The organism is Stenotrophomonas sp. AC248 (assembly GCF_979258185.1).
Genome location: NZ_OZ409840.1, coordinates 4146935 through 4164056 on the forward strand (window position 1 = coordinate 4146935; position 17122 = coordinate 4164056).

Annotated in this window: 19 protein-coding genes; 10 read left to right on the top strand and 9 right to left on the bottom strand. The window is 65.9% G+C overall.

What is annotated here, in order from left to right:
• Positions 1–20: 20 nt before the first annotated feature.
• Positions 21–599, bottom strand: coding sequence for an anthranilate synthase component II (locus tag ACZ0AE_RS18605; protein WP_038685788.1), 579 nt, complete (start codon positions 597–599; stop codon positions 21–23).
• Positions 600–601: 2 nt separating this feature from the next.
• Positions 602–1375: an SIMPL domain-containing protein gene (locus ACZ0AE_RS18610; protein ID WP_463601852.1), complete on the bottom strand. Its 774-nt coding sequence runs from the start codon at positions 1373–1375 to the stop codon at positions 602–604.
• Between the two features lie 534 nt (positions 1376–1909).
• Between ACZ0AE_RS18610 and ACZ0AE_RS18615 the strand changes: the two genes are divergently transcribed.
• Together ACZ0AE_RS18615 and ACZ0AE_RS18620 are read left to right on the top strand one after the other, a co-directional pair.
• Positions 1910–3085, top strand: coding sequence for a PAAR domain-containing protein (locus ACZ0AE_RS18615; protein ID WP_463601853.1), 1176 nt, complete (start codon positions 1910–1912; stop codon positions 3083–3085).
• A 41-nt stretch (positions 3086–3126) separates the two neighbouring features.
• The gene (locus tag ACZ0AE_RS18620) at positions 3127–3582 is read left to right on the top strand and encodes a hypothetical protein (protein WP_448134621.1); all 456 of its coding nucleotides are present in this window, start codon (positions 3127–3129) and stop codon (positions 3580–3582) included.
• A gap of 109 nt (positions 3583–3691) precedes the next feature.
• Here the strand turns inward: ACZ0AE_RS18620 and trpE are convergent, their stop codons facing one another.
• The 7 genes from trpE to ACZ0AE_RS18655 form a co-directional block, all read right to left on the bottom strand.
• Entirely contained in the window at positions 3692–5167 is a 1476-nt protein-coding gene (gene trpE, locus ACZ0AE_RS18625; protein ID WP_137190609.1) for an anthranilate synthase component I, read from the bottom strand.
• Between the two features lie 171 nt (positions 5168–5338).
• Positions 5339–6271, bottom strand: a complete 933-nt coding sequence (gene yegS / locus ACZ0AE_RS18630) for a lipid kinase YegS (protein WP_463601854.1) — start codon at positions 6269–6271, stop codon at positions 5339–5341.
• Positions 6272–6346: 75 nt separating this feature from the next.
• Positions 6347–6625, bottom strand: coding sequence for a hypothetical protein (locus tag ACZ0AE_RS18635; protein WP_463601855.1), 279 nt, complete (start codon positions 6623–6625; stop codon positions 6347–6349).
• 203 nt (positions 6626–6828) lie between these two features.
• Positions 6829–7422, bottom strand: coding sequence for a hypothetical protein (locus tag ACZ0AE_RS18640; RefSeq protein ID WP_463601856.1), 594 nt, complete (start codon positions 7420–7422; stop codon positions 6829–6831).
• Positions 7423–7431: 9 nt separating this feature from the next.
• Positions 7432–7911 (bottom strand): GNAT family N-acetyltransferase, encoded by a 480-nt coding sequence (locus ACZ0AE_RS18645; RefSeq protein WP_463602115.1) that lies wholly within the window; start codon positions 7909–7911, stop codon positions 7432–7434.
• 9 nt (positions 7912–7920) lie between these two features.
• The gene (gene rpe, locus ACZ0AE_RS18650) at positions 7921–8598 is read right to left on the bottom strand and encodes a ribulose-phosphate 3-epimerase (protein ID WP_038685783.1); all 678 of its coding nucleotides are present in this window, start codon (positions 8596–8598) and stop codon (positions 7921–7923) included.
• Between the two features lie 43 nt (positions 8599–8641).
• Positions 8642–8971, bottom strand: a complete 330-nt coding sequence (locus ACZ0AE_RS18655) for a J domain-containing protein (RefSeq protein ID WP_038685782.1) — start codon at positions 8969–8971, stop codon at positions 8642–8644.
• Between the two features lie 142 nt (positions 8972–9113).
• Here ACZ0AE_RS18655 and ACZ0AE_RS18660 point away from each other — a divergent pair, with 142 nt between their 5' ends.
• The 8 genes from ACZ0AE_RS18660 to ACZ0AE_RS18695 all read left to right on the top strand — a co-directional run bounded on the left by ACZ0AE_RS18660 (position 9114) and on the right by ACZ0AE_RS18695 (position 17098).
• On the top strand, positions 9114–10040 hold the full coding sequence (locus ACZ0AE_RS18660; protein WP_038691715.1) for a phosphoribosylaminoimidazolesuccinocarboxamide synthase: 927 nt from the start codon (positions 9114–9116) through the stop codon (positions 10038–10040).
• Between the two features lie 263 nt (positions 10041–10303).
• Positions 10304–10786 carry an Mpo1 family 2-hydroxy fatty acid dioxygenase gene (locus ACZ0AE_RS18665; protein WP_463601857.1) on the top strand — a complete coding sequence of 161 codons (483 nt, stop codon included), beginning with the start codon at positions 10304–10306 and terminating at the stop codon, positions 10784–10786.
• A gap of 404 nt (positions 10787–11190) precedes the next feature.
• Positions 11191–14019: a monovalent cation/H+ antiporter subunit A gene (locus tag ACZ0AE_RS18670; protein WP_448134624.1), complete on the top strand. Its 2829-nt coding sequence runs from the start codon at positions 11191–11193 to the stop codon at positions 14017–14019.
• Positions 14019–14408 (top strand): Na+/H+ antiporter subunit C, encoded by a 390-nt coding sequence (locus ACZ0AE_RS18675; RefSeq protein ID WP_137190617.1) that lies wholly within the window; start codon positions 14019–14021, stop codon positions 14406–14408. The genes ACZ0AE_RS18670 and ACZ0AE_RS18675 overlap by 1 nt, the downstream gene beginning before the upstream one ends.
• Positions 14405–15940, top strand: coding sequence for a monovalent cation/H+ antiporter subunit D (locus ACZ0AE_RS18680; protein ID WP_463601858.1), 1536 nt, complete (start codon positions 14405–14407; stop codon positions 15938–15940). The genes ACZ0AE_RS18675 and ACZ0AE_RS18680 overlap by 4 nt, the downstream gene beginning before the upstream one ends.
• The gene (locus ACZ0AE_RS18685) at positions 15937–16443 is read left to right on the top strand and encodes a Na+/H+ antiporter subunit E (RefSeq protein ID WP_038685777.1); all 507 of its coding nucleotides are present in this window, start codon (positions 15937–15939) and stop codon (positions 16441–16443) included. The genes ACZ0AE_RS18680 and ACZ0AE_RS18685 overlap by 4 nt, the downstream gene beginning before the upstream one ends.
• On the top strand, positions 16440–16724 hold the full coding sequence (locus ACZ0AE_RS18690) for a K+/H+ antiporter subunit F (protein ID WP_038685776.1): 285 nt from the start codon (positions 16440–16442) through the stop codon (positions 16722–16724). Before ACZ0AE_RS18685 ends, ACZ0AE_RS18690 begins: the two co-directional genes overlap by 4 nt.
• The gene (locus ACZ0AE_RS18695; RefSeq protein WP_038685775.1) at positions 16721–17098 is read left to right on the top strand and encodes a Na+/H+ antiporter subunit G; all 378 of its coding nucleotides are present in this window, start codon (positions 16721–16723) and stop codon (positions 17096–17098) included. Before ACZ0AE_RS18690 ends, ACZ0AE_RS18695 begins: the two co-directional genes overlap by 4 nt.
• Positions 17099–17122 lie beyond the last annotated feature (24 nt).

Here is a 17122-nt window from a genome sequence, read left to right on the forward strand (position 1 = left end):
GTGGTGCGGGTGCGGCGCGCTCAGCGCTGCAGGAAGTTCTTCAGCAGGGCGTGGCCATGCTCGGTGAGGATCGATTCGGGGTGGAACTGCACGCCTTCGACCGGGTGCTCGCGGTGGCGCAGGCCCATGATCTCTTCGACGCTGCCGTCCGCGTTCTCGGTCCACGCGGTCACTTCCAGGCAATCCGGCAGCGTGGTCTTGTCCACCACCAGCGAGTGGTAGCGCGTGGCCTGGTAGCGATCCGGCAGGCCGGCGAACACGCCCCGGCCCTCATGCCGGATCGGCGAGGTCTTGCCGTGCATGATGGTGCCCGCGCGGATCACATCGCCGCCGTAGACCTGGCCGATGCTCTGGTGGCCCAGGCACACGCCGAGGATCGGCGTGGTCGGGCCGAGCCGGCGGATCAGCTCCAGCGACACGCCCGCTTCGTTGGGCGTGCACGGGCCGGGCGAAATCACGATGCGCTCCGGGGCGAGCGCGGCGATCTCATCGACGCTCAAGGCGTCATTGCGCACCACCTTGACCTCGGCGCCCAGCGTCTGCAGGTACTGCACGAGGTTGTAGGTGAAGCTGTCGTAGTTGTCGAGCATCAACAACATGGTCAGGGTCCGTCTTGAATGAGGAAAATGGCGTACACGTTTTCATTGAAGCTGATCGGCCCGGCCTGCACCGATTCCGGCGGACGCATCGAGCCAGTCGCTTCGACACTGCTCGGCGGCTGCGGTGGGGCTGGTCGGGCAGACGACTTTTCCGCACGCGGCCAAGTGCCTGCCTGCACGCCATAGGCGAAGCTCGGCGCTACGTCGGAGATGCTGTACAGGCCGGTGATCCGGGCCCCATAGGCCTCGGCCAGCCCCTTGGCGGACTGCCGCGTCTGCGCGGCCGCCTCGGCCTTCAGCTCGGCACGCAGCGCGGCCTCCTTGGAGTAGCCGGGCTGCAGCGCGGTGATCTGCAGGTCTTCGTTGGCGTTGGTGTCGCGAAGAAAACCCTGCAGCGCCTCGGTACTGGCGAAGCTCCCGCGCACGCGGCGGCTGACACGCGTCCCGGCAAATACCTGTTTGCCGTTCTCATAGCGGTGCTCAGGTTGAATGGTCAGATTGTCCGCCCTGACCGTATCGGCCACGGCCCGATGCCGTTTGAGCGCGGCGAGCACGCTCCCCACGTTGTCCTGCACGCGGGCACGCGCTGCATCCGGCTGCATGTCAAGCGCCTTCACCAGGAGATCCACGGTGAAACGGTCGGGCATGACGATGCGCGTCCCCTCCCCCTTCACCAGCAGATGCGGCTGTGACGGGATGGAATTGGCCTGCGCCCATGCGGGGGCGGCCGCCACGGCCAACGTCGACGACAACAGCAATGCGCTTACCAGCTTCATGCAGTGTTCCTTGTCAAAAGAGTGGAGCGGAGCGTGCCGGACGTGCACGAGCGCACCGCAACGGGCCGGAGGCCTTGTCGCGAGGGGTCACAGTGCAGGGGTACGCCAGGGGACAGCAATCAACACGCTCCTGTTGGGGGGAGCCGCCGTGCCGGGGAGCGTTGAACTGGATCTTGCCCGCCGATACGGCGGCAAGGTGCGGTCCGGGACCGCGACGACCTGCCGCTTCCTATTGGAAGCGCCACCACTTGGCTACGTTGTTCAGCGCGGTGCAGGTCATGGGATAACTCGGGTTTCAGACTGTATGGAGAAGCCGGGCTAGGGCTTCTACGGCTTGCCTCTCAAGGGTATCAGATCTCTGGCGCAATGGCGCGGGGTCACACGGCCTGTGTTGGCCGTGCACCGCCCAGGCGCATAGGGGCTGCGCGACCACCCCGTCCGTGATCTGGCCAGCAGATCGCGCGCGCTCCACTTGCGAGCACGATGCTGTGCCCCTACCGTGTCCACACTTAAAGGAATGTGGGAGACGCCAGGATGGCGCGACTGTTCATCGTTGTGGGCGACAGTCTCAGTGGTGGCGGCACCGTGGTGAGCGGCTCGCCGTTTACCGATATCGATGGATCGGCCATGGCTCGCGTGGGCGACCGGGTCATCTGCAAGACCCACGGCCCAGGCTCGATCGTCTCCGGCGATGCCACGCTGATCATCGATGGAAACCCAGCCGCACGGCACGGGGACAAAGTGAGTTGTGGATGCCAGTTGATCGCTGGGCGACAGTCGTTGGCGTTTGTCGACGACGGGATGGCGGCATCGGCCACCGTGTCACGCAAACCAAGCCAGACAGCTCGAGGCGCAGGCCCTGCACATCCCCGCCCTGAGACACCATCGCAGACGTCATCAGCACTCTCATCCAGGTCAAGTTCGCCGCAATGCTGGGTTGATGACCATGTGGTGGAAGTATCCACGAATGCATCCGGGCGCTACTACGTCATATACGACGAAAACGGAGACGAACTCTCACTCGATCTGCAAAGGAAGTTCAGCATTCTTGTCCCGCTGAAGTCGAGCGGAAATGTGGAAGTCGTGGTGCGGATCAAGGCTGTTGCTGTAAACCAAGATGATATCGATGACGGCGAGGAGGGGGCTGAGAGGGGTGTTGATGAACGCGAACAGGTAACCGATGAGGATGTGGCCATCGCGAAGACCCGTATGGAATCAGGGATTCAACAGGGATGGAACGAAAAATTCATCATGCATGTGTCCGATCCCGCGTGCGGTATCCGGGCATTCCCCATACGCTTCAAGGTGCAATGGGTCGACACGCGTCAGCACTACACGATGAACGTTCAAGCAAATGAAGTTCATGAGAACGTCGTGGATATGATGGTTAACGTGTGGAAAGGAACAGCCATTTGGACGTTTTCACATGAGTATGCGCACTGCGTTGGAGTAGCAGACGAGTACTCCTACCATCCGGTTCATCCGTGGACACTCAAATATTATCGACCTGACGGCACGCTGGACCAAGAAGCAATTCAGATCCCCGTTCAGAAGCCCGATACGGATCCGAGCGCCACGATCATGTCGACCCACTACAACACGACTGTCAAAACAAGGCACGCATGGCAAATTGCGCAGGAAGTGGAGAAATTTCTTACGCGCCATACGGGGAGAAACATCGAATGCAACGTCAACTACTTTTCTGCTTAGCAATGAGCGTTAGTGGCTTACTCAGCGCGGGAGATCGCCCCATGGACAGCAATCCAGACTTCGAAGTGACTGCCGCCTGCAGGAACCAAACGCCCTGCGTTTTCAGGTCGCGCAACATCCATTTCGACGTCGTCATCAAGAACAAGACGGACGCCCCGATCCAGCTGCCGTTGGAGTTCATCCGCCATGCCGGTCCGATGGTCAAGCTGCGTGACAACCGCAGCCCCCGCTCCCTGATCCAGCCGACGCACATGCGAGATGGTGCCTTGCTGTCAAACCTGACGGTGCTGGCGCCCGGCCAGTCTGTCACCGTTGCGGGACTTATCGACGCGTCCTACCTGAGAAATTGGGGTGGCGCCTCAGCGGATGTAACCGCCATTGTCACACTCGGCGCTCCACTGGGCCAGGCGACCGAATTCCAACTCATCGGCACCACTCAGTTCCGTATTTTTGGCACTGACGCTGCGAGCAAAGCCAGCAGGCAAGACAAACGCTAGTGACAGCAAGACACGCGCCTGGTGCCGCAGTGCATTCATACGTGCCGCCACGTTCACTCATCAAGCGTGGTGGCGGCACGATTGAGGCGCGCCGCTGGGGCGCGCCGACTCACAGCCCCTTGGCCGCCTGCGCCACGGCACGGAACAACGCGCGGCCCTTGTTCATCGTCTCGTCCCATTCCTTGCCGGGATCGGAGTCGTACACGATGCCTGCACCGGCCTGTACGTGCAGGCGGCCGTCCTTGATGACGGCGGTGCGGATCGCGATGGCGGTGTCGGCATCGCCATGCCAGCCGATGTAGCCGATGCTGCCGGCGTAGACGTTGCGCTTGATCGGCTCGAGCTCGCGGATCACTTCCAGCGCGCGGATCTTCGGTGCGCCGCTGACGGTGCCGGCCGGGAAGGTTGCACGCAGCACGTCGGCGTAGCTCAGGCCCGGCTGCAGCTTGCCGGTCACCTCGCTGACGATATGCATGACGTGGCTGTAGCGCTCGATCACGAACTGCTCACCCACTTCCACCGTGCCCGCCTGCGAGACGCGGCCCGCATCGTTGCGACCCAGGTCGATCAGCATCAGGTGCTCGGCGCGCTCCTTGGGATCGGCCAGCAGTTCGGCTTCCAGGGCGTTGTCTTCGTCCACCGTGGCCCCGCGCGGGCGGGTGCCGGCGATCGGGCGCACGGTGACGTTGCCATCCTGCAGGCGCACCAGGATCTCGGGCGAAGAGCCCACCACCTGCACGTCACCGGTGTCCAGGAAGTACATGTACGGCGACGGATTCAGCGCGCGCAGCGCACGGTACACATCGACCGGGCGCGCCTTGAACGGCACGCTCAGGCGCTGGCTGAGCACCACCTGGAAGATGTCGCCGGCGCGGATGTATTCCTTGGATTTGTCGACCGCGGCAATGAAGCCCTCGCGGGTGAAGCCGGACACGAAGTCGTTCTCGTCGAGCACGTCGCGGGTGATCGGTGCCGGATAGCCCGCGCCCGGTGCACGCAGCTTGGCCACCAGCGCATCGAGCTTGGCCTGTGCCTGGTCCCACGCTCCGGGCTGGCCCGGGTCGGCGTGCACGATCAGGTACAGGCGGCCCTTGAGGTTGTCGAACACCGCCAGCTCTTCGGAGTGCAGCAGCAGGATGTCCGGCGTGCCCAGTTCGTCGCGGCCACGCGGCGGCGCCAGGCGCGGCTCGATGTAGCCGATGCACTCGAACCCGAACCAGCCCACCAGGCCGCCGGTGAAGCCCGGCAGGCCGGCCAGCTTGGGCACCGAATGGGCGCTGCGCAGCGCCTCGACCTCGGCGAACGGGTCGGCCACCTCACGGGTTTCGACCACCTGTCCCGACTCGCTGACGGTCAGGGTGTGGCCGTGGAACGCGTACACCCGGCGCGCCGGCAGGCCGATGATGGAATAGCGCCCGAAGCGTTCACCGCCCTCGACCGATTCAAACAGATAGGTATGCGGGCCGTCGGCGAGCTTCAGATAGACCGAAAGCGGCGTGTCCAGGTCGGACAGCACTTCGCGGACGACGGGGATGCGGGTGTGGCCTTCAGCGGCCTGCTGCTGGAACTGCTCGAACGTGATCAAGACGACTTTCCTTCCGGGATGCGGCGGGGGTGGGACGGACGACGGCAACAGGCCACCATCGCCACCAACGGCGAGCGGAAGAAAGGGTATGCGGGGTCGTCAGAATGGACACCCGGTGACTGTATCGCAGCTGGGGGTGCCAGGGAAACCCTGGCGGCCCGCCACGTTCGGTCAGGGCGGCGACAGCAGGTGGCTGCCCGGGTGCAGGTGCATGCGGACCCGCGCGGCCACGCATTCGATGCGGAAATGGCGGGCCTTCACCGGCTCACCGTCCAGGTTGAGGGTGATTGGCTGGTCGGCCTCGATCTCCACCCACGGCGCGCGGGTGCGATGGGCGACCTGCTCCAGCGCCCCCTGCTTGCCGCCCTTGAGCAGCGCGCCGATGGTCGAGGCGACTTCGCCGGTGAGTTCGGGAATCACGGTGACATCGAGCAGACCGTCGTCGATCACCGCATCCGGGCACAGCACCTGCCCGCCGCCGGCCTGCCGCCCGTTGCCGATGCCCAGCGCGATGAAGCCGCCCTCCCAGTCGAAACCCGGCGCGCGCAGGCGTGCACGGATCGGGTCGATCCGGCCCAGCCGCGAGATGCCGGTCACCAGGTAGGCCAGGCCGCCAAGCACCTTCTTCAGGCCTTCATCGGTTTCCACGGTGACCTCGGTTCCGAAGCCGCCGCTGGCGACATTGGCGCACCACCAGCGCTTGCCGTCGGCATCGATGTTCAGCAGGTCGACCGGGCGGGCCGCCTCCTGCGCGATCAACGTCAGTGCTTCCAGCGGCGCATCGGGAATGCCGGCAGCACTGGCGAAATCATTGGCGGTGCCCAGTGGCACCAGCCCCAGCGAAGGCAGTGCGTCGGCGGTCTCCGGCCGGTGCGCGAGGGTCTCGGCCACTTCGCTCAGGGTGCCGTCACCACCGGCGGCGATGATGGTATCCACGCCGTGGTCGATCGCCTCGGCCACGTAGCGCTCGGCGTCGCCATCCTCCCAGGTCACCCGCACCTCCAGCTGCACACCGCGCTCGCGCAGGGCGTGCACGGCCTCGCGCAGATCCGTGTTGCCGGTGGACTTGCCGTTGAGGATCAGACGCCAGCGCGGGGTGGTCATGCAGAGCTACCAAGGAGGTGGACGGCCAAGGCTAGCAGCGCCCGACGGCGGACCCGGTGAAGTCGGCGAAACCGTTCAGCCGAGCGCAATGCCCGCTACTCTCAGGAAACGTTTTTCCGCGTACATCGTCTCGTCGGCGTCGGCGTCGGCGTCGGCGTCGCACTCATCATCCGTGTCGAATTCGTCAGTCGCATCACTTTCCTCAAGGCACATGTATCGAGGGTTGTTCCAGTCATCGAACACGAGGGGCTGCACAACGCTGCGGATATCCGTTGTCTCGACGTGGTGACAACCAAATGGCAGGTAACCGTGCGCGGATGACACCGGACTCAGGCGCACCTGGCGCACCTGCATGTCATGCCAGCACTAGCACATACCCGTCACCACACCCAGCGCCAATGACGACATCATCTGTCATGTCTTTGTCACCAATAGCCCGGAGAATGGAAGTCCATAGCAGGGACGATGGATGGAGGCAGGATCAGCCTCCCGCAGTTCCCAGGGCCGTACCAGCAATGGTGCGGCCCTTTTTTTTGCGTACCAGCTCGGCTGCGCGCTCAAAGATAGGCCTCGAGGGCGCTGTGCAACAGGCAGCTGTCGAAGGCGTCGATACTGCGCAGCATCCCTTCGTCGATCGCGTGCGCCTGCAGCAGGACGGCGAGCGCCGGGAGGCCGGACGCGAACGTGCGTTCCACCCGGGTTTTCGAGTCGCGCAAGGCGACGTCGTAATCGAAACCGTAGGCGGTTTCCGTGAAGCGTACGGCATGGGTGATCAAGCGCAGTTCGTGAACGCCCTGCGCGCCCGGAAGAACATGGGCAAAAAGGCGCATTCCGGGCTCCGCCGCTTCAAGCTCCGCAGCCATCGGGCGCCCCTTTGCGATCAAGGCGAACGGCGGCAAGGGATGCTGACGCCTCCACAGGGCGACGGCGCGTTCAACGTCATGGCCGGTTGCACGAAGAGCGGCAGCAGCCTGTGCTGCGTCCACACCCGTGCGTCGCATGTAATCGGCACCGAGCTGACGCACCACGTACGCGTGGGCGTCCTGCAGATGGCCGCCGGATGCCTCCAGCGCCTGCCTGCAGAGTGCGATGGAGGTCGGCAATGCCTGGCGGAGTGAAGCGATCGCGCTTGCCTTCGAGACCTCAACCATCTGGGCAGCCTAGCCGGCAAAGGCCTTGAGTGCCTCACCTTCCATCCGGTACACCGTCCACTCGCTCTGCGGTTTCGCCCCCGCCGCTTCATAGAACTTGATCGCCGGTTCGTTCCAGTCCAGCACCGACCATTCGAACCGCCCGCAGCCTTCGGCCACCGCGATGCGTGCGATGTGCTGAAGCAGCGCCTTGCCGGCACCGCTGCCGCGGTTGTCCGGGCTGACGTAGAGGTCTTCCAGGTAGATGCCGTTGCGGCCCAGCCAGGTGGAGTAGTTGTAGAAATACACGGCGTAGCCGATGGCCGCGCCGTCGGCTTCGCAGATCAGCGCATGCGCCTTGGCATCGGGCCCGAACAGGCTGGCGCGGATGCCGGCCTCGTCGGTCTGCACCGACGACTCGGCCTTTTCATAGAGGGCCAGTTCGCGGATGAAGCGCAGGATCAGCGCTGCATCGTCGGCGGTGGCCACGCGGATGCTCACGGTAGCCACCGTCATGGCTCAGCCCCGCGCCTGGGCGACGTTCTGGCGCATCTGCGCGATCACGTCCTGGTAGCTGGTCTTGGCGTTGAAGATCGCCGAGCCGGCCACGAAGGCATCGGCACCGGCGGCGGCGATCGCCCCGATGTTGTCGGCCTTCACCCCGCCGTCGATCTCCAGGCGGATGTCGCGGCCGCTGGCATCGATCTTCTGGCGGACCACGCGCAGCTTGTCCAGCGCCGAGGGAATGAACGCCTGGCCGCCGAAGCCCGGGTTGACCGACATCAGCAGCACCAGGTCCAGGTCGTCCAGCACCCAGTCCAGGATGTCCACCGGGGTGCCGGGGTTGAGCACCAGGCCCGGCTTGCAGCCCAGCGAACGGATCAGCTGGATGGTGCGGTGGACGTGGCGCGAGGCTTCCGGGTGGAAGCTGATGTAAGTGGCACCGGCCTCGGCGAAGTCCGGGATGATGCGGTCCACCGGCTCCACCATCAGGTGCACGTCGATCGGCGCGGTAACCCCGTGCTTGCGCAGGGCCTGGCAGACCATCGGGCCGATGGTCAGGTTGGGCACATAGTGGTTGTCCATCACATCGAAGTGCACCCAGTCCGCACCGGCGGCGAGCACGTTGTCCACTTCCTCCCCCAGGCGGGCGAAATTGGCGGACAGGATGGAGGGGGCGATGATGCAGTTGGACATGGCCGGGGCCTTCAGTACTTGGAAAGGGATGCCCTGCGCGCGCTCAGCGCTTGCGCAGGGTCTTGATGCGGTCGTAGGCGGCGTTGAGCTGGCGCGACTTGCGCTCGGCCTGCTGGCGCAGCTCCGGGGCGGCGCCCACCACCTTGTCGGGGTGGTACTGGGACATCAGGCGGCGGTAGGCCAGGTCGATCTCGGCGTCGGTGGCCTCGGAGGTCAGCCCCAGCTCGCGGTAGGGGTTCTCCTTGTTCAGGCGGAACCAGTCGGCGTCGAAGGCATGCCCGATCAGCAGCCCGACCACGGCACCAAACAGCGGATTGGGCCTGAACAGCAGGGCCCCGGCGATGAATCCGAGCAGTTTTCCGTACCAGCGCATGGTCGTCTGGGCGGCCGTGGCAACAAAGGAGCCTCATTTTACGTCACAGCGGGCCCAACCCGCTTTACACTAGGCCGCCCGCTGTCTGTGCGGGCCCTCAGGGTCCCTTGGACGGCTGTCATGACAAGCCCCAGGAGTGCCCGTGCCGACCACGTTGTTGCAATCCGATCTCCCCGGCCTGCCCTTGCGCCATCGCGGCAAGGTGCGTGATGTTTTTGACATTCCGCGCGACCGGCTCCCCGCCGGCACGCCGCCGGGGGAGTACCTGCTGATGGTCGCCACCGACCGTCTGTCGGCCTTCGACGTGGTGCTGCCTGATCCGATCCCGGGCAAGGGCGAAATGCTCTGCCAGGTGTCGAACTTCTGGTTCGCCAAGACCGCCCACCTGATGCCCAACCACCTGACCGGCATCGACGTGGCCAGCGTGCTGCCCGACGGCGTGGACCCGGCCCTGTACGCCAAACGCGCGGTGGTCACCCGCAAGCTCAAGCCGGTGCCGGTGGAAGCGATCGCCCGCGGTTACCTGATCGGCAGCGGCTGGAAGGATTACCAGCGCACCGGCAAGGTCAGCGGCATCGACCTGCCCGATGGCCTGCGCCAGGCCGAGCAGCTGCCCGAGCCGATCTTCACCCCCTCGACCAAGGCCGCCGTGGGCGACCATGACGAGAACATCGATTTCGATGCGATGGTGAAGGCCGTGGGTGCCGACCTCGCCGAGCGCGTGCGGGATGCCACCCTGCGCATCTACAAGTTCGCCGCCGACTACGCCCGCGAGCGCGGCATCATCCTGGCCGACACCAAGTTCGAGTTCGGGACCGATGAAGACGGCCGCCTGTACATCATGGATGAGATGCTGACCCCGGACTCCTCGCGCTACTGGCCGGCCGACGAGTACGAGGTGGGCACCAGCCCGCCGAGCTACGACAAGCAGTTCGTGCGCGACTACCTGGAGACGCTGGACTGGGGCAAGACCGCCCCGGGCCCGACCATCCCGGCCGACATCATCGAGCGCACCCGCGCCAAGTACGCCGAGGCGCTGCAGCGCCTGGCGGGGATCAACGTCGACTGATGCGCCCGCGCCCCCGGCCGTGATGGCAGGGGGCGCCCGGGCCGGGGTCGACCCGGGCATGGGTCGACCGTAGAGTCGACCGTTGGTCGACTGCCGCGGACGTTGATCGCCTGTCGCGTGTAGAGTCGACCGTTGGTCGACTGCCGCGGACGTTGATCGCCTGTCGCGTGCAGCGCGAGGGGTATTGTCTGGGCCAGGCGCAGCCGACCAACGGTCGGCTCTACCCGCCGGGGCGGTATGCTGTGCCGATCCTGGGAGGGACCATGACCACCACCACCGTCGCGCGCCCGATCGACCGCTACTTCGCCAGCTATTCCGACGACCACCGCAATGTGCTCAACCAGCACATCCACGTGGTGGCGGTGCCGGCGATCCTCTGGTCGGTGGTGGCCCTGCTGTGGTGCCTGCCGCCGCTGGTGACCTGGTTCCAGAACGGGATCTGGTCGGCCTTTGCGATGTTCGCCGCCTGGTGCTTCTACAACCGGCTGTCGCGTGCGCTGGGCATCGGCATGCTGGTGCTCTTGTTCGTGTTCGGCTGCCTGTGCCGCCTGCTGGAGGCCGAAATCGGCCTGCACAACCTGCTGCGGGTGGCCATCGGCGTGTTCGTGGTGGCCTGGATCGCGCAGTTCATCGGCCACAAGTTTGAAGGGCGCAAGCCGAGCTTCCTGACCGACCTCACCTACCTGCTGATCGGGCCGGCGTGGGTGGTGGCCAAGCTGTACCGGCGGTTGGGTGTGGCTTACTGAGTGCCCCGTGCCGACCAACGGTCGGCACCTACCCGGGTTTTTCGGCGCCTGCCCGGTTTTGACACGTACCGCGGTTTTTTCTGAACGAGATCGATGCTCACCGGCGCGCGACGCGGGGGCGTCCAGCATCGTCGTGGACGGGCCGTGGCATGCATCCGGCGTTCATCTTCGTGCAGGGCGCAGGCCCTGCCGTTGCTGGCTTCGGACCCGTTCGAGGGGCCAGATCCGGCAAAGTCGAGCGCGCCGTTCCATACGCCCGTCAGCGGTCTCGAATGGGCACGACAGGAGGGTGGAAAAAATGAATCACGCACGTTACATGCAATTGATGGCGTATTCGGGTGTATCGGCAGCAATTGCCTGCCTGTTAGACTGAACGACCTGCTCGTGAATCGCGTATTCCCTGCATGAATCCCAGCCTGATCCTGCTGCTCGCCCTGCCGTTCCTGATGGCCGTGGCGGTCGCCTCATTCCGCCGCACCTCCCGCTCCACGGCCGCCTGGTTGGCCGCGGCAGCGCCGTTGGGGGGACTGGCGCTGTTGGCCACCATGACCCCGGCGATCATGGACGGCGGCGTTGTCCGCAGCTTCGGCACCTGGCTGCCCCAGATCGGCCTGGCCTTCTCGCTGCGCCTGGACGGCCTGGCCTGGATGTTCGCCGGCATGGTGCTGGCCATCGGCGCGCTGGTGGTGATGTACGCCCACTACTACCTCAGCGCGCGCGACAGCGCCCACCGCTTCTACTGCTACCTGTTGCTGTTCATGGGCGCCATGCTGGGCATGGTGCTGTCGGGCAACCTGTTGCTGCTGATGGTGTTCTGGGAAATGACCAGCATCAGCTCGTTCCTGCTGATCGGCTTCTGGTCGCATCGCCAGGACGCCCGCGAGGGCGCGCGGATGGCCCTGGTGGTCACCGGCGGCGGTGGCCTGGCCCTGCTCGGCGGCGTGCTGCTGATCGGCCGCATCGTGGGCAGCTTCGAGCTGGATGCGGTGCTGGCCAGCGGCGATCTGATCCGCGCCAGCGCGCTGTACCCCTACGCGCTGTTCCTGGTACTGGCCGGCATCTTCACCAAGAGCGCGCAGTTCCCGTTCCACTTCTGGCTGCCGCACGCCATGGCCGCGCCCACCCCGGTGTCGGCATACCTGCACTCGGCGACGATGGTCAAAGCCGGCGTGTTCCTGCTGGCGCGGCTGCATCCGGCGCTGGCCGGCACCGACCTGTTCTTCTATACGGTCAGCGGCATCGGCGCGATCACCCTGCTGATCGGCGCCTGGAACGCAATCTTCCAGCATGACCTGAAGGGCCTGCTGGCCTATTCGACGATCTCGCACCTGGGCCTGATCACCATGCTGTTCGGGCTGTCCACGCCGATGGCGGTGGTGGCCGGCGTGTTCCACATCCTCAACCACGCCACCTTCAAAGCCTCGCTGTTCATGGCCGCGGGCATCATCGACCACGAAACCGGCACCCGCGACATGCGCAAGCTGGGCGGGCTGCGCCGGTTGATGCCCTTCACCAGCGCACTGGCGATCATCGCCTCGCTGGCCATGGCCGGCATCCCGCTGCTCAACGGCTTCCTGTCCAAGGAAATGCTGTTCGCCGAAGCGCTCACCGCCGGTGGCCCGGAAACGATGCGGGTGGTGATGTCCATCGCCGCGCTGCTGGCTGGCGTGTTCGGCGTGGCCTACAGCCTGCGCTTCGTGCACGACACGTTCTTCGGCAAGGGCCCGCACGACCTGGACCGGGTGCCACACGAGCCGCCGCGCTTCATGAAGGTGCCGGTGGAGATCCTGGTGGTGGTGTGCGTGGCCGTCGGCGTGGCCCCGGCCATCACCATCGCCCCGGTGCTGCACGCGGCAGCCTCGTCGATCCTGGGCCCGGCGATGCCGGCCTACAGCCTGTCGGTGTGGCATGGCTTCAACACGCCGCTGATGATGAGCATCGCCGGTGTCATTGGCGGCATCGCGCTGTACTTCGGGCTGCGCCGGTTGATCAACCTGCATGCCGTGGTGAGCCGCGCGATCGGCCGCAACATCTTCCACAAGCAGCTGGACCTGGTGTTCGGCTTCGCCCACCGGCTCACCCAGGCGCTGGCCAACGGCAGCCTGCAGCGCATGCTGATGGCACTGGTGGTGGTGGCGATCATCGTCGCGCTGGCCCCGTTCGTGGCCAACCCCGGTTCGCCGAACTGGCCCTCGCCGCAGCCGCTGCCGCTGCTTGGCTGGACGCTGTGGCTGGTGATGATGGCCTGCGCGGTCAGTGCGCTGTTCGTGTACCGGCAGCGTCTGCTGGCGGTGCTGGTGCTGGGCGGCGTGGGCCTGATGGTGTCGCTCACCTTCGTGTTCCTGTCCGCCCCCGACCTGGCGCTGACCCAGCTGCTGGTGGAAATGGTCACCCTGGTGCTGATGCTGCTGGGCATGAACTACCTGCCCGCCCAATCGGCGCCGGAGCATTCGCGCTGGCGCAAACGCCGCGATGCCCTGATCGCCATCATCGGCGGCGGCGGTCTGGCGGCCGCGGCCTATACCGCCATGACCCTGCCGCCCAACACCATGGCCGGCGAGCTGGTCGCGCGTGCCCTGCCCGAGGCGTATGGGCAGAACGTGGTCAACGTGATCCTGGTGGACTTCCGCGGCTTCGATACCTTCGGTGAGATCACCGTGTTCGGCATCGCCGCCTTGGTGGTACACGCCATGCTGCGGCGCTCGCGGATGGCACCGGAGCAGATCATGCCGGGCCCGCCGATCAAGCTGCCGGTGCCGGCCGATCTGGCGCAGATCATGTTCCCGCTCACGCTCACCGTGTCGATCTTCCTGTTCCTGCGCGGCCACAACGCCCCCGGTGGCGGCTTCATCGCCGGCCTGGTGCTGGCCGTGCCGCTGCTGATCCAGTACGTGATCCAGGGCACCACCTCGGTGGAGTCGCGGTTCGGCTTCGACTACATCCGCTGCATCGGTGCCGGCCTGCTGATCGCCATCGTCAGCGGCAGTGCGTCGATGCTGTTCGGGGTGCCGTTCCTGACCAGCGGCCACCTGGACCTGCATATCCCGCTTATTGGCGAGGTGCCGCTGGCCAGCGCCATCGGCTTCGATACCGGCGTGTACCTGGTGGTGTTTGGCGGGGCGATGCTGATCCTGTCGATGATGGGCACCATCAAGCCGTCGCGTACGCGCAACGCCCGCAAGGGCGAGATCGATCCCAACCGTCGTTCGGCAAAAACCGGGGAGATGCACTGATGGAACTGGCCCTGGCAAGCGCCATCGGCGTGCTGAGCGCGATCGGCATCTACCTGCTGCTGCGCGCGCGTACCTTCGACGTCATCCTGGGCATGACCTTCCTGTCCTATGCCACCAACCTGCTGATCTTCGCCGGTGGCCGGCTGGTGTCGGGCAAGGCGCCGGTGCTGCGCGAAGGCATCGACAGCGACCTGGGCAACTACACCGACCCGTTGCCGCAGGCACTGGTGCTGACCGCGATCGTGATTGCCTTTGCGATGACCGCGGTGAGCATCGTGCTGGCCATGCGCAGCCGCAGCGACAACCACAGCGACCACGTCGACGCGCATGAGGAAGAGCAGGACACCGCGCCGGCCGATACTGCGCCGGGCCGGGAGGGCGGCGCATGAACCATGCGGTGATCCTGCCCATCCTGATCCCGTTGTTCGGCGCCGCCTGCTCGCTGTTCGTCGAGCACCGCCGGTATGGCCCCAAGGTGCAGCGCACGGTGGCGTGGACCACGCTGGCCGCGCTGGCCGCCGCGGTAGCCCTGCTGTTCGCGCAGACCGCCGATGGCAGCATCGCGGTGTACCTGCTGGGCGACTGGCCGTCGCGGCTGGGCATCGCGCTGGTGGCCGACCGGCTGTCGGCCTGGATGCTGGTGACCACGCTGCTGCTGGCCATCCCGTGCCTGCTGCACGCGTGCTCGGGCTGGGACCGGCGCGCGCCGCACTTCCATGCACTGTTCCAGTTCCAGCTGGTGGGCCTCAACGGCGCCTTCCTCACCGGCGACATCTTCAACCTGTTCGTGTTCTTCGAGGTGATGCTGATTGCCTCCTACGGCCTGCTGCTCAGCGGCGGCCGCGGCCTGCGCATGCGCATCGGCCTGCACTACGTGGTGTTCAACGTCACCGCCTCGACCCTGTTCCTGATCGCGCTTGGCCTGCTGTACGCCTCGCTGGGCTCGCTCAACATGGCCGAGCTGTCCCAGCGCATCGCCGAGGTACCGGCCACGCACCTGGTGCTGGTCAAGGCCACCATGGGGTTGTTGCTGCTGGTGTTCTGCAGCAAGGCCGCGCTGATGCCGCTGTACCTGTGGCTGCCCGAAGCCTATGCGCGTGCGCCCGCGGCGGTGGCCGCGCTGTTTGCGATCATGACCAAGGTGGGCCTGTACGCGGTGCTGCGGGTCAGTTCGCTGTGGTTCGGCGACGATGCCGGCCCGATGGCCGGATACGGCAGCGACTGGCTGCTGTGGGCGGGCGTGGCCACGCTGGTACTGGGCGGGCTGGGCGTGCTGGCCGCGGCGCGGTTGCGGGTGATGATCTCCTACCTGGTGGTGGTGTCGGCCGCGACGCTGTTCATCGCCTTCGCGGTGCGCACGCCCGAGGTGCTCTCCGCCGGTCTGTACTACCTGCCGCACAGTACCTTCGTGGCCGCCGCGCTGTTCCTGATTGCCGACCTGATCCGCCGCCGTCGTGGCGGGGCCAGTGACAGGAAGGAAATCATCGCGCCGATGCCCGGCAAGCAGACCCCGGCCGTGCTGTTCCTGATCGGTGCGGTGGCCGTGGCCGGTCTGCCGCCGCTGTCCGGCTTCCTGGCCAAGGCCGCCTTGCTGGCTGGCATGCCCGGGCAGTACACCGCCGTGGTCTGGACCGCCGTGCTGGGCAGCAGCCTGATGGTGATCGTGGGCATCACCCGCGCCGGCATCCGCCTGTTCTGGCGCGTGCCGGTGCAGGAAGACGGCGTGCCACCGCCGCGCAAGGCCCCCACCCGCACGGTGGAACTGTTCGCCGCCGCGCTGCTGCTGGTGTATGGCATTGCCATGAGCCTGTTCGCCGGCCCGCTGATGCAGCACACCGATGCGATGGCCACCCAGCTGCTGCACCCCGCCGAGTATGTGGGCGAGCTGCGCGCTACCACGCCGGAGATCCGCCAGCCATGACGCGCAAACCGTCGCTGTACAAGCGCCTGATTCCCTCGCCGTCGCTGAGCGTGATGGTGGTGGCGTTCTGGCTGCTGATGTCCGACAGCTTCACCTTCGGCCAGTTCGTGCTGGGCATGCTGCTGGGCCTGGTGGTGCCGCTGTTCGCCGCGCGCCTGGACCGCGAGTTCGCCCGCATCGGGTCGCTCAAGCCGGTGCCCAAGCTGCTCTGTGTGACCCTGTGGGACATCCTGGTGTCCAACATCCGCGTGGCGATCCAGGTGCTGGGCCCGGAACGCCGCATCCACCCCGGCTTCATCTGGTTGCCGCTGGACATCGCCAACATCCATGGCATCGCCGCGCTCACCAGCATGATCACGCTGACCCCGGGCACGGTGTCGGCCGCGTTGTCCGACGACCGTCGCCACCTGCTGGTGCACGTGCTGCACCTGGACGACCCGGACGAGCTGATCCGGCAGATCAAGCACCGCTACGAAGCCCCGCTGATGGAGATATTCCCATGACCGGTTACACCTTCATCCAGACCACCATGGTGGTGTGCATGCACGTGGTCGGGTTGGCCATGCTGCTGGCCACCTGGCGCCTGCTGCGCGGCCCCACCGTGCCCGACCGCATCCTGGCGCTGGACACGCTGTCGGTGACGGCCATCGCCGAGCTGATGCTGTTCGGCATGTACCTCAACTCGGCGGTGTATTTCGAAGCGGCGCTGATCATCGCCATGCTCGGCTTCGGCAGCACGGTGGTGCTGAGCAAGTTCGTGCTGCGCCGGGACATCGTGGAATGATCACCTTCATCCAGATCGTGTTGTCGATCCTGCTGCTGTTCGGCTGCTTCTTCATCTTGGTGGGCGCGTTGGGGCTGGTGAAGCTGTCGACCTTCTTCAAGCGCCTGCACGCTCCCACCAAGGCCAGCACGCTGGGCGTGGGCTGCGTGCTGGTGGGATCGGTGTGTTACCACATCTTCCTGGGCCAGGACCCGCAGCCGCGCGAACTGCTGATCACCGTGTTCCTGTTCATCACCGCCCCGATCAGCGCGCACATGATGGCCAAGGCGGCGTTGTCGCTGATGATGGAAAAGCGCCCCAGCCTGCCCGGCCATGAAACCGCCAAGGAAGAACAGCTGCCGCCGCCGCGCCCGGAAGGCGAACAGACCCGGTAGAGCCGACCGTTGGTCGGCTGCCCC

Coding starts and splice junctions, on each gene's coding strand:
- rpe (WP_038685783.1), bottom strand. CDS start 8,598: ATGTCCAACTGCATCATCGCCCCCTCCATCCTGTCCGCCAATTTCGCC.
- ACZ0AE_RS18620 (WP_448134621.1), top strand. CDS start 3,127: ATGGACAGCAATCCAGACTTCGAAGTGACTGCCGCCTGCAGGAACCAA.
- ACZ0AE_RS18670 (WP_448134624.1), top strand. CDS start 11,191: ATGAATCCCAGCCTGATCCTGCTGCTCGCCCTGCCGTTCCTGATGGCC.
- yegS (WP_463601854.1), bottom strand. CDS start 6,271: ATGACCACCCCGCGCTGGCGTCTGATCCTCAACGGCAAGTCCACCGGC.
- ACZ0AE_RS18665 (WP_463601857.1), top strand. CDS start 10,304: ATGACCACCACCACCGTCGCGCGCCCGATCGACCGCTACTTCGCCAGC.
- ACZ0AE_RS18680 (WP_463601858.1), top strand. CDS start 14,405: ATGAACCATGCGGTGATCCTGCCCATCCTGATCCCGTTGTTCGGCGCC.
- ACZ0AE_RS18690 (WP_038685776.1), top strand. CDS start 16,440: ATGACCGGTTACACCTTCATCCAGACCACCATGGTGGTGTGCATGCAC.
- ACZ0AE_RS18655 (WP_038685782.1), bottom strand. CDS start 8,971: ATGCGCTGGTACGGAAAACTGCTCGGATTCATCGCCGGGGCCCTGCTG.
- ACZ0AE_RS18675 (WP_137190617.1), top strand. CDS start 14,019: ATGGAACTGGCCCTGGCAAGCGCCATCGGCGTGCTGAGCGCGATCGGC.
- ACZ0AE_RS18610 (WP_463601852.1), bottom strand. CDS start 1,375: ATGAAGCTGGTAAGCGCATTGCTGTTGTCGTCGACGTTGGCCGTGGCG.
- ACZ0AE_RS18685 (WP_038685777.1), top strand. CDS start 15,937: ATGACGCGCAAACCGTCGCTGTACAAGCGCCTGATTCCCTCGCCGTCG.
- ACZ0AE_RS18615 (WP_463601853.1), top strand. CDS start 1,910: ATGGCGCGACTGTTCATCGTTGTGGGCGACAGTCTCAGTGGTGGCGGC.
- ACZ0AE_RS18640 (WP_463601856.1), bottom strand. CDS start 7,422: ATGGTTGAGGTCTCGAAGGCAAGCGCGATCGCTTCACTCCGCCAGGCA.
- ACZ0AE_RS18635 (WP_463601855.1), bottom strand. CDS start 6,625: ATGCAGGTGCGCCAGGTGCGCCTGAGTCCGGTGTCATCCGCGCACGGT.
- ACZ0AE_RS18695 (WP_038685775.1), top strand. CDS start 16,721: ATGATCACCTTCATCCAGATCGTGTTGTCGATCCTGCTGCTGTTCGGC.
- ACZ0AE_RS18605 (WP_038685788.1), bottom strand. CDS start 599: ATGTTGTTGATGCTCGACAACTACGACAGCTTCACCTACAACCTCGTG.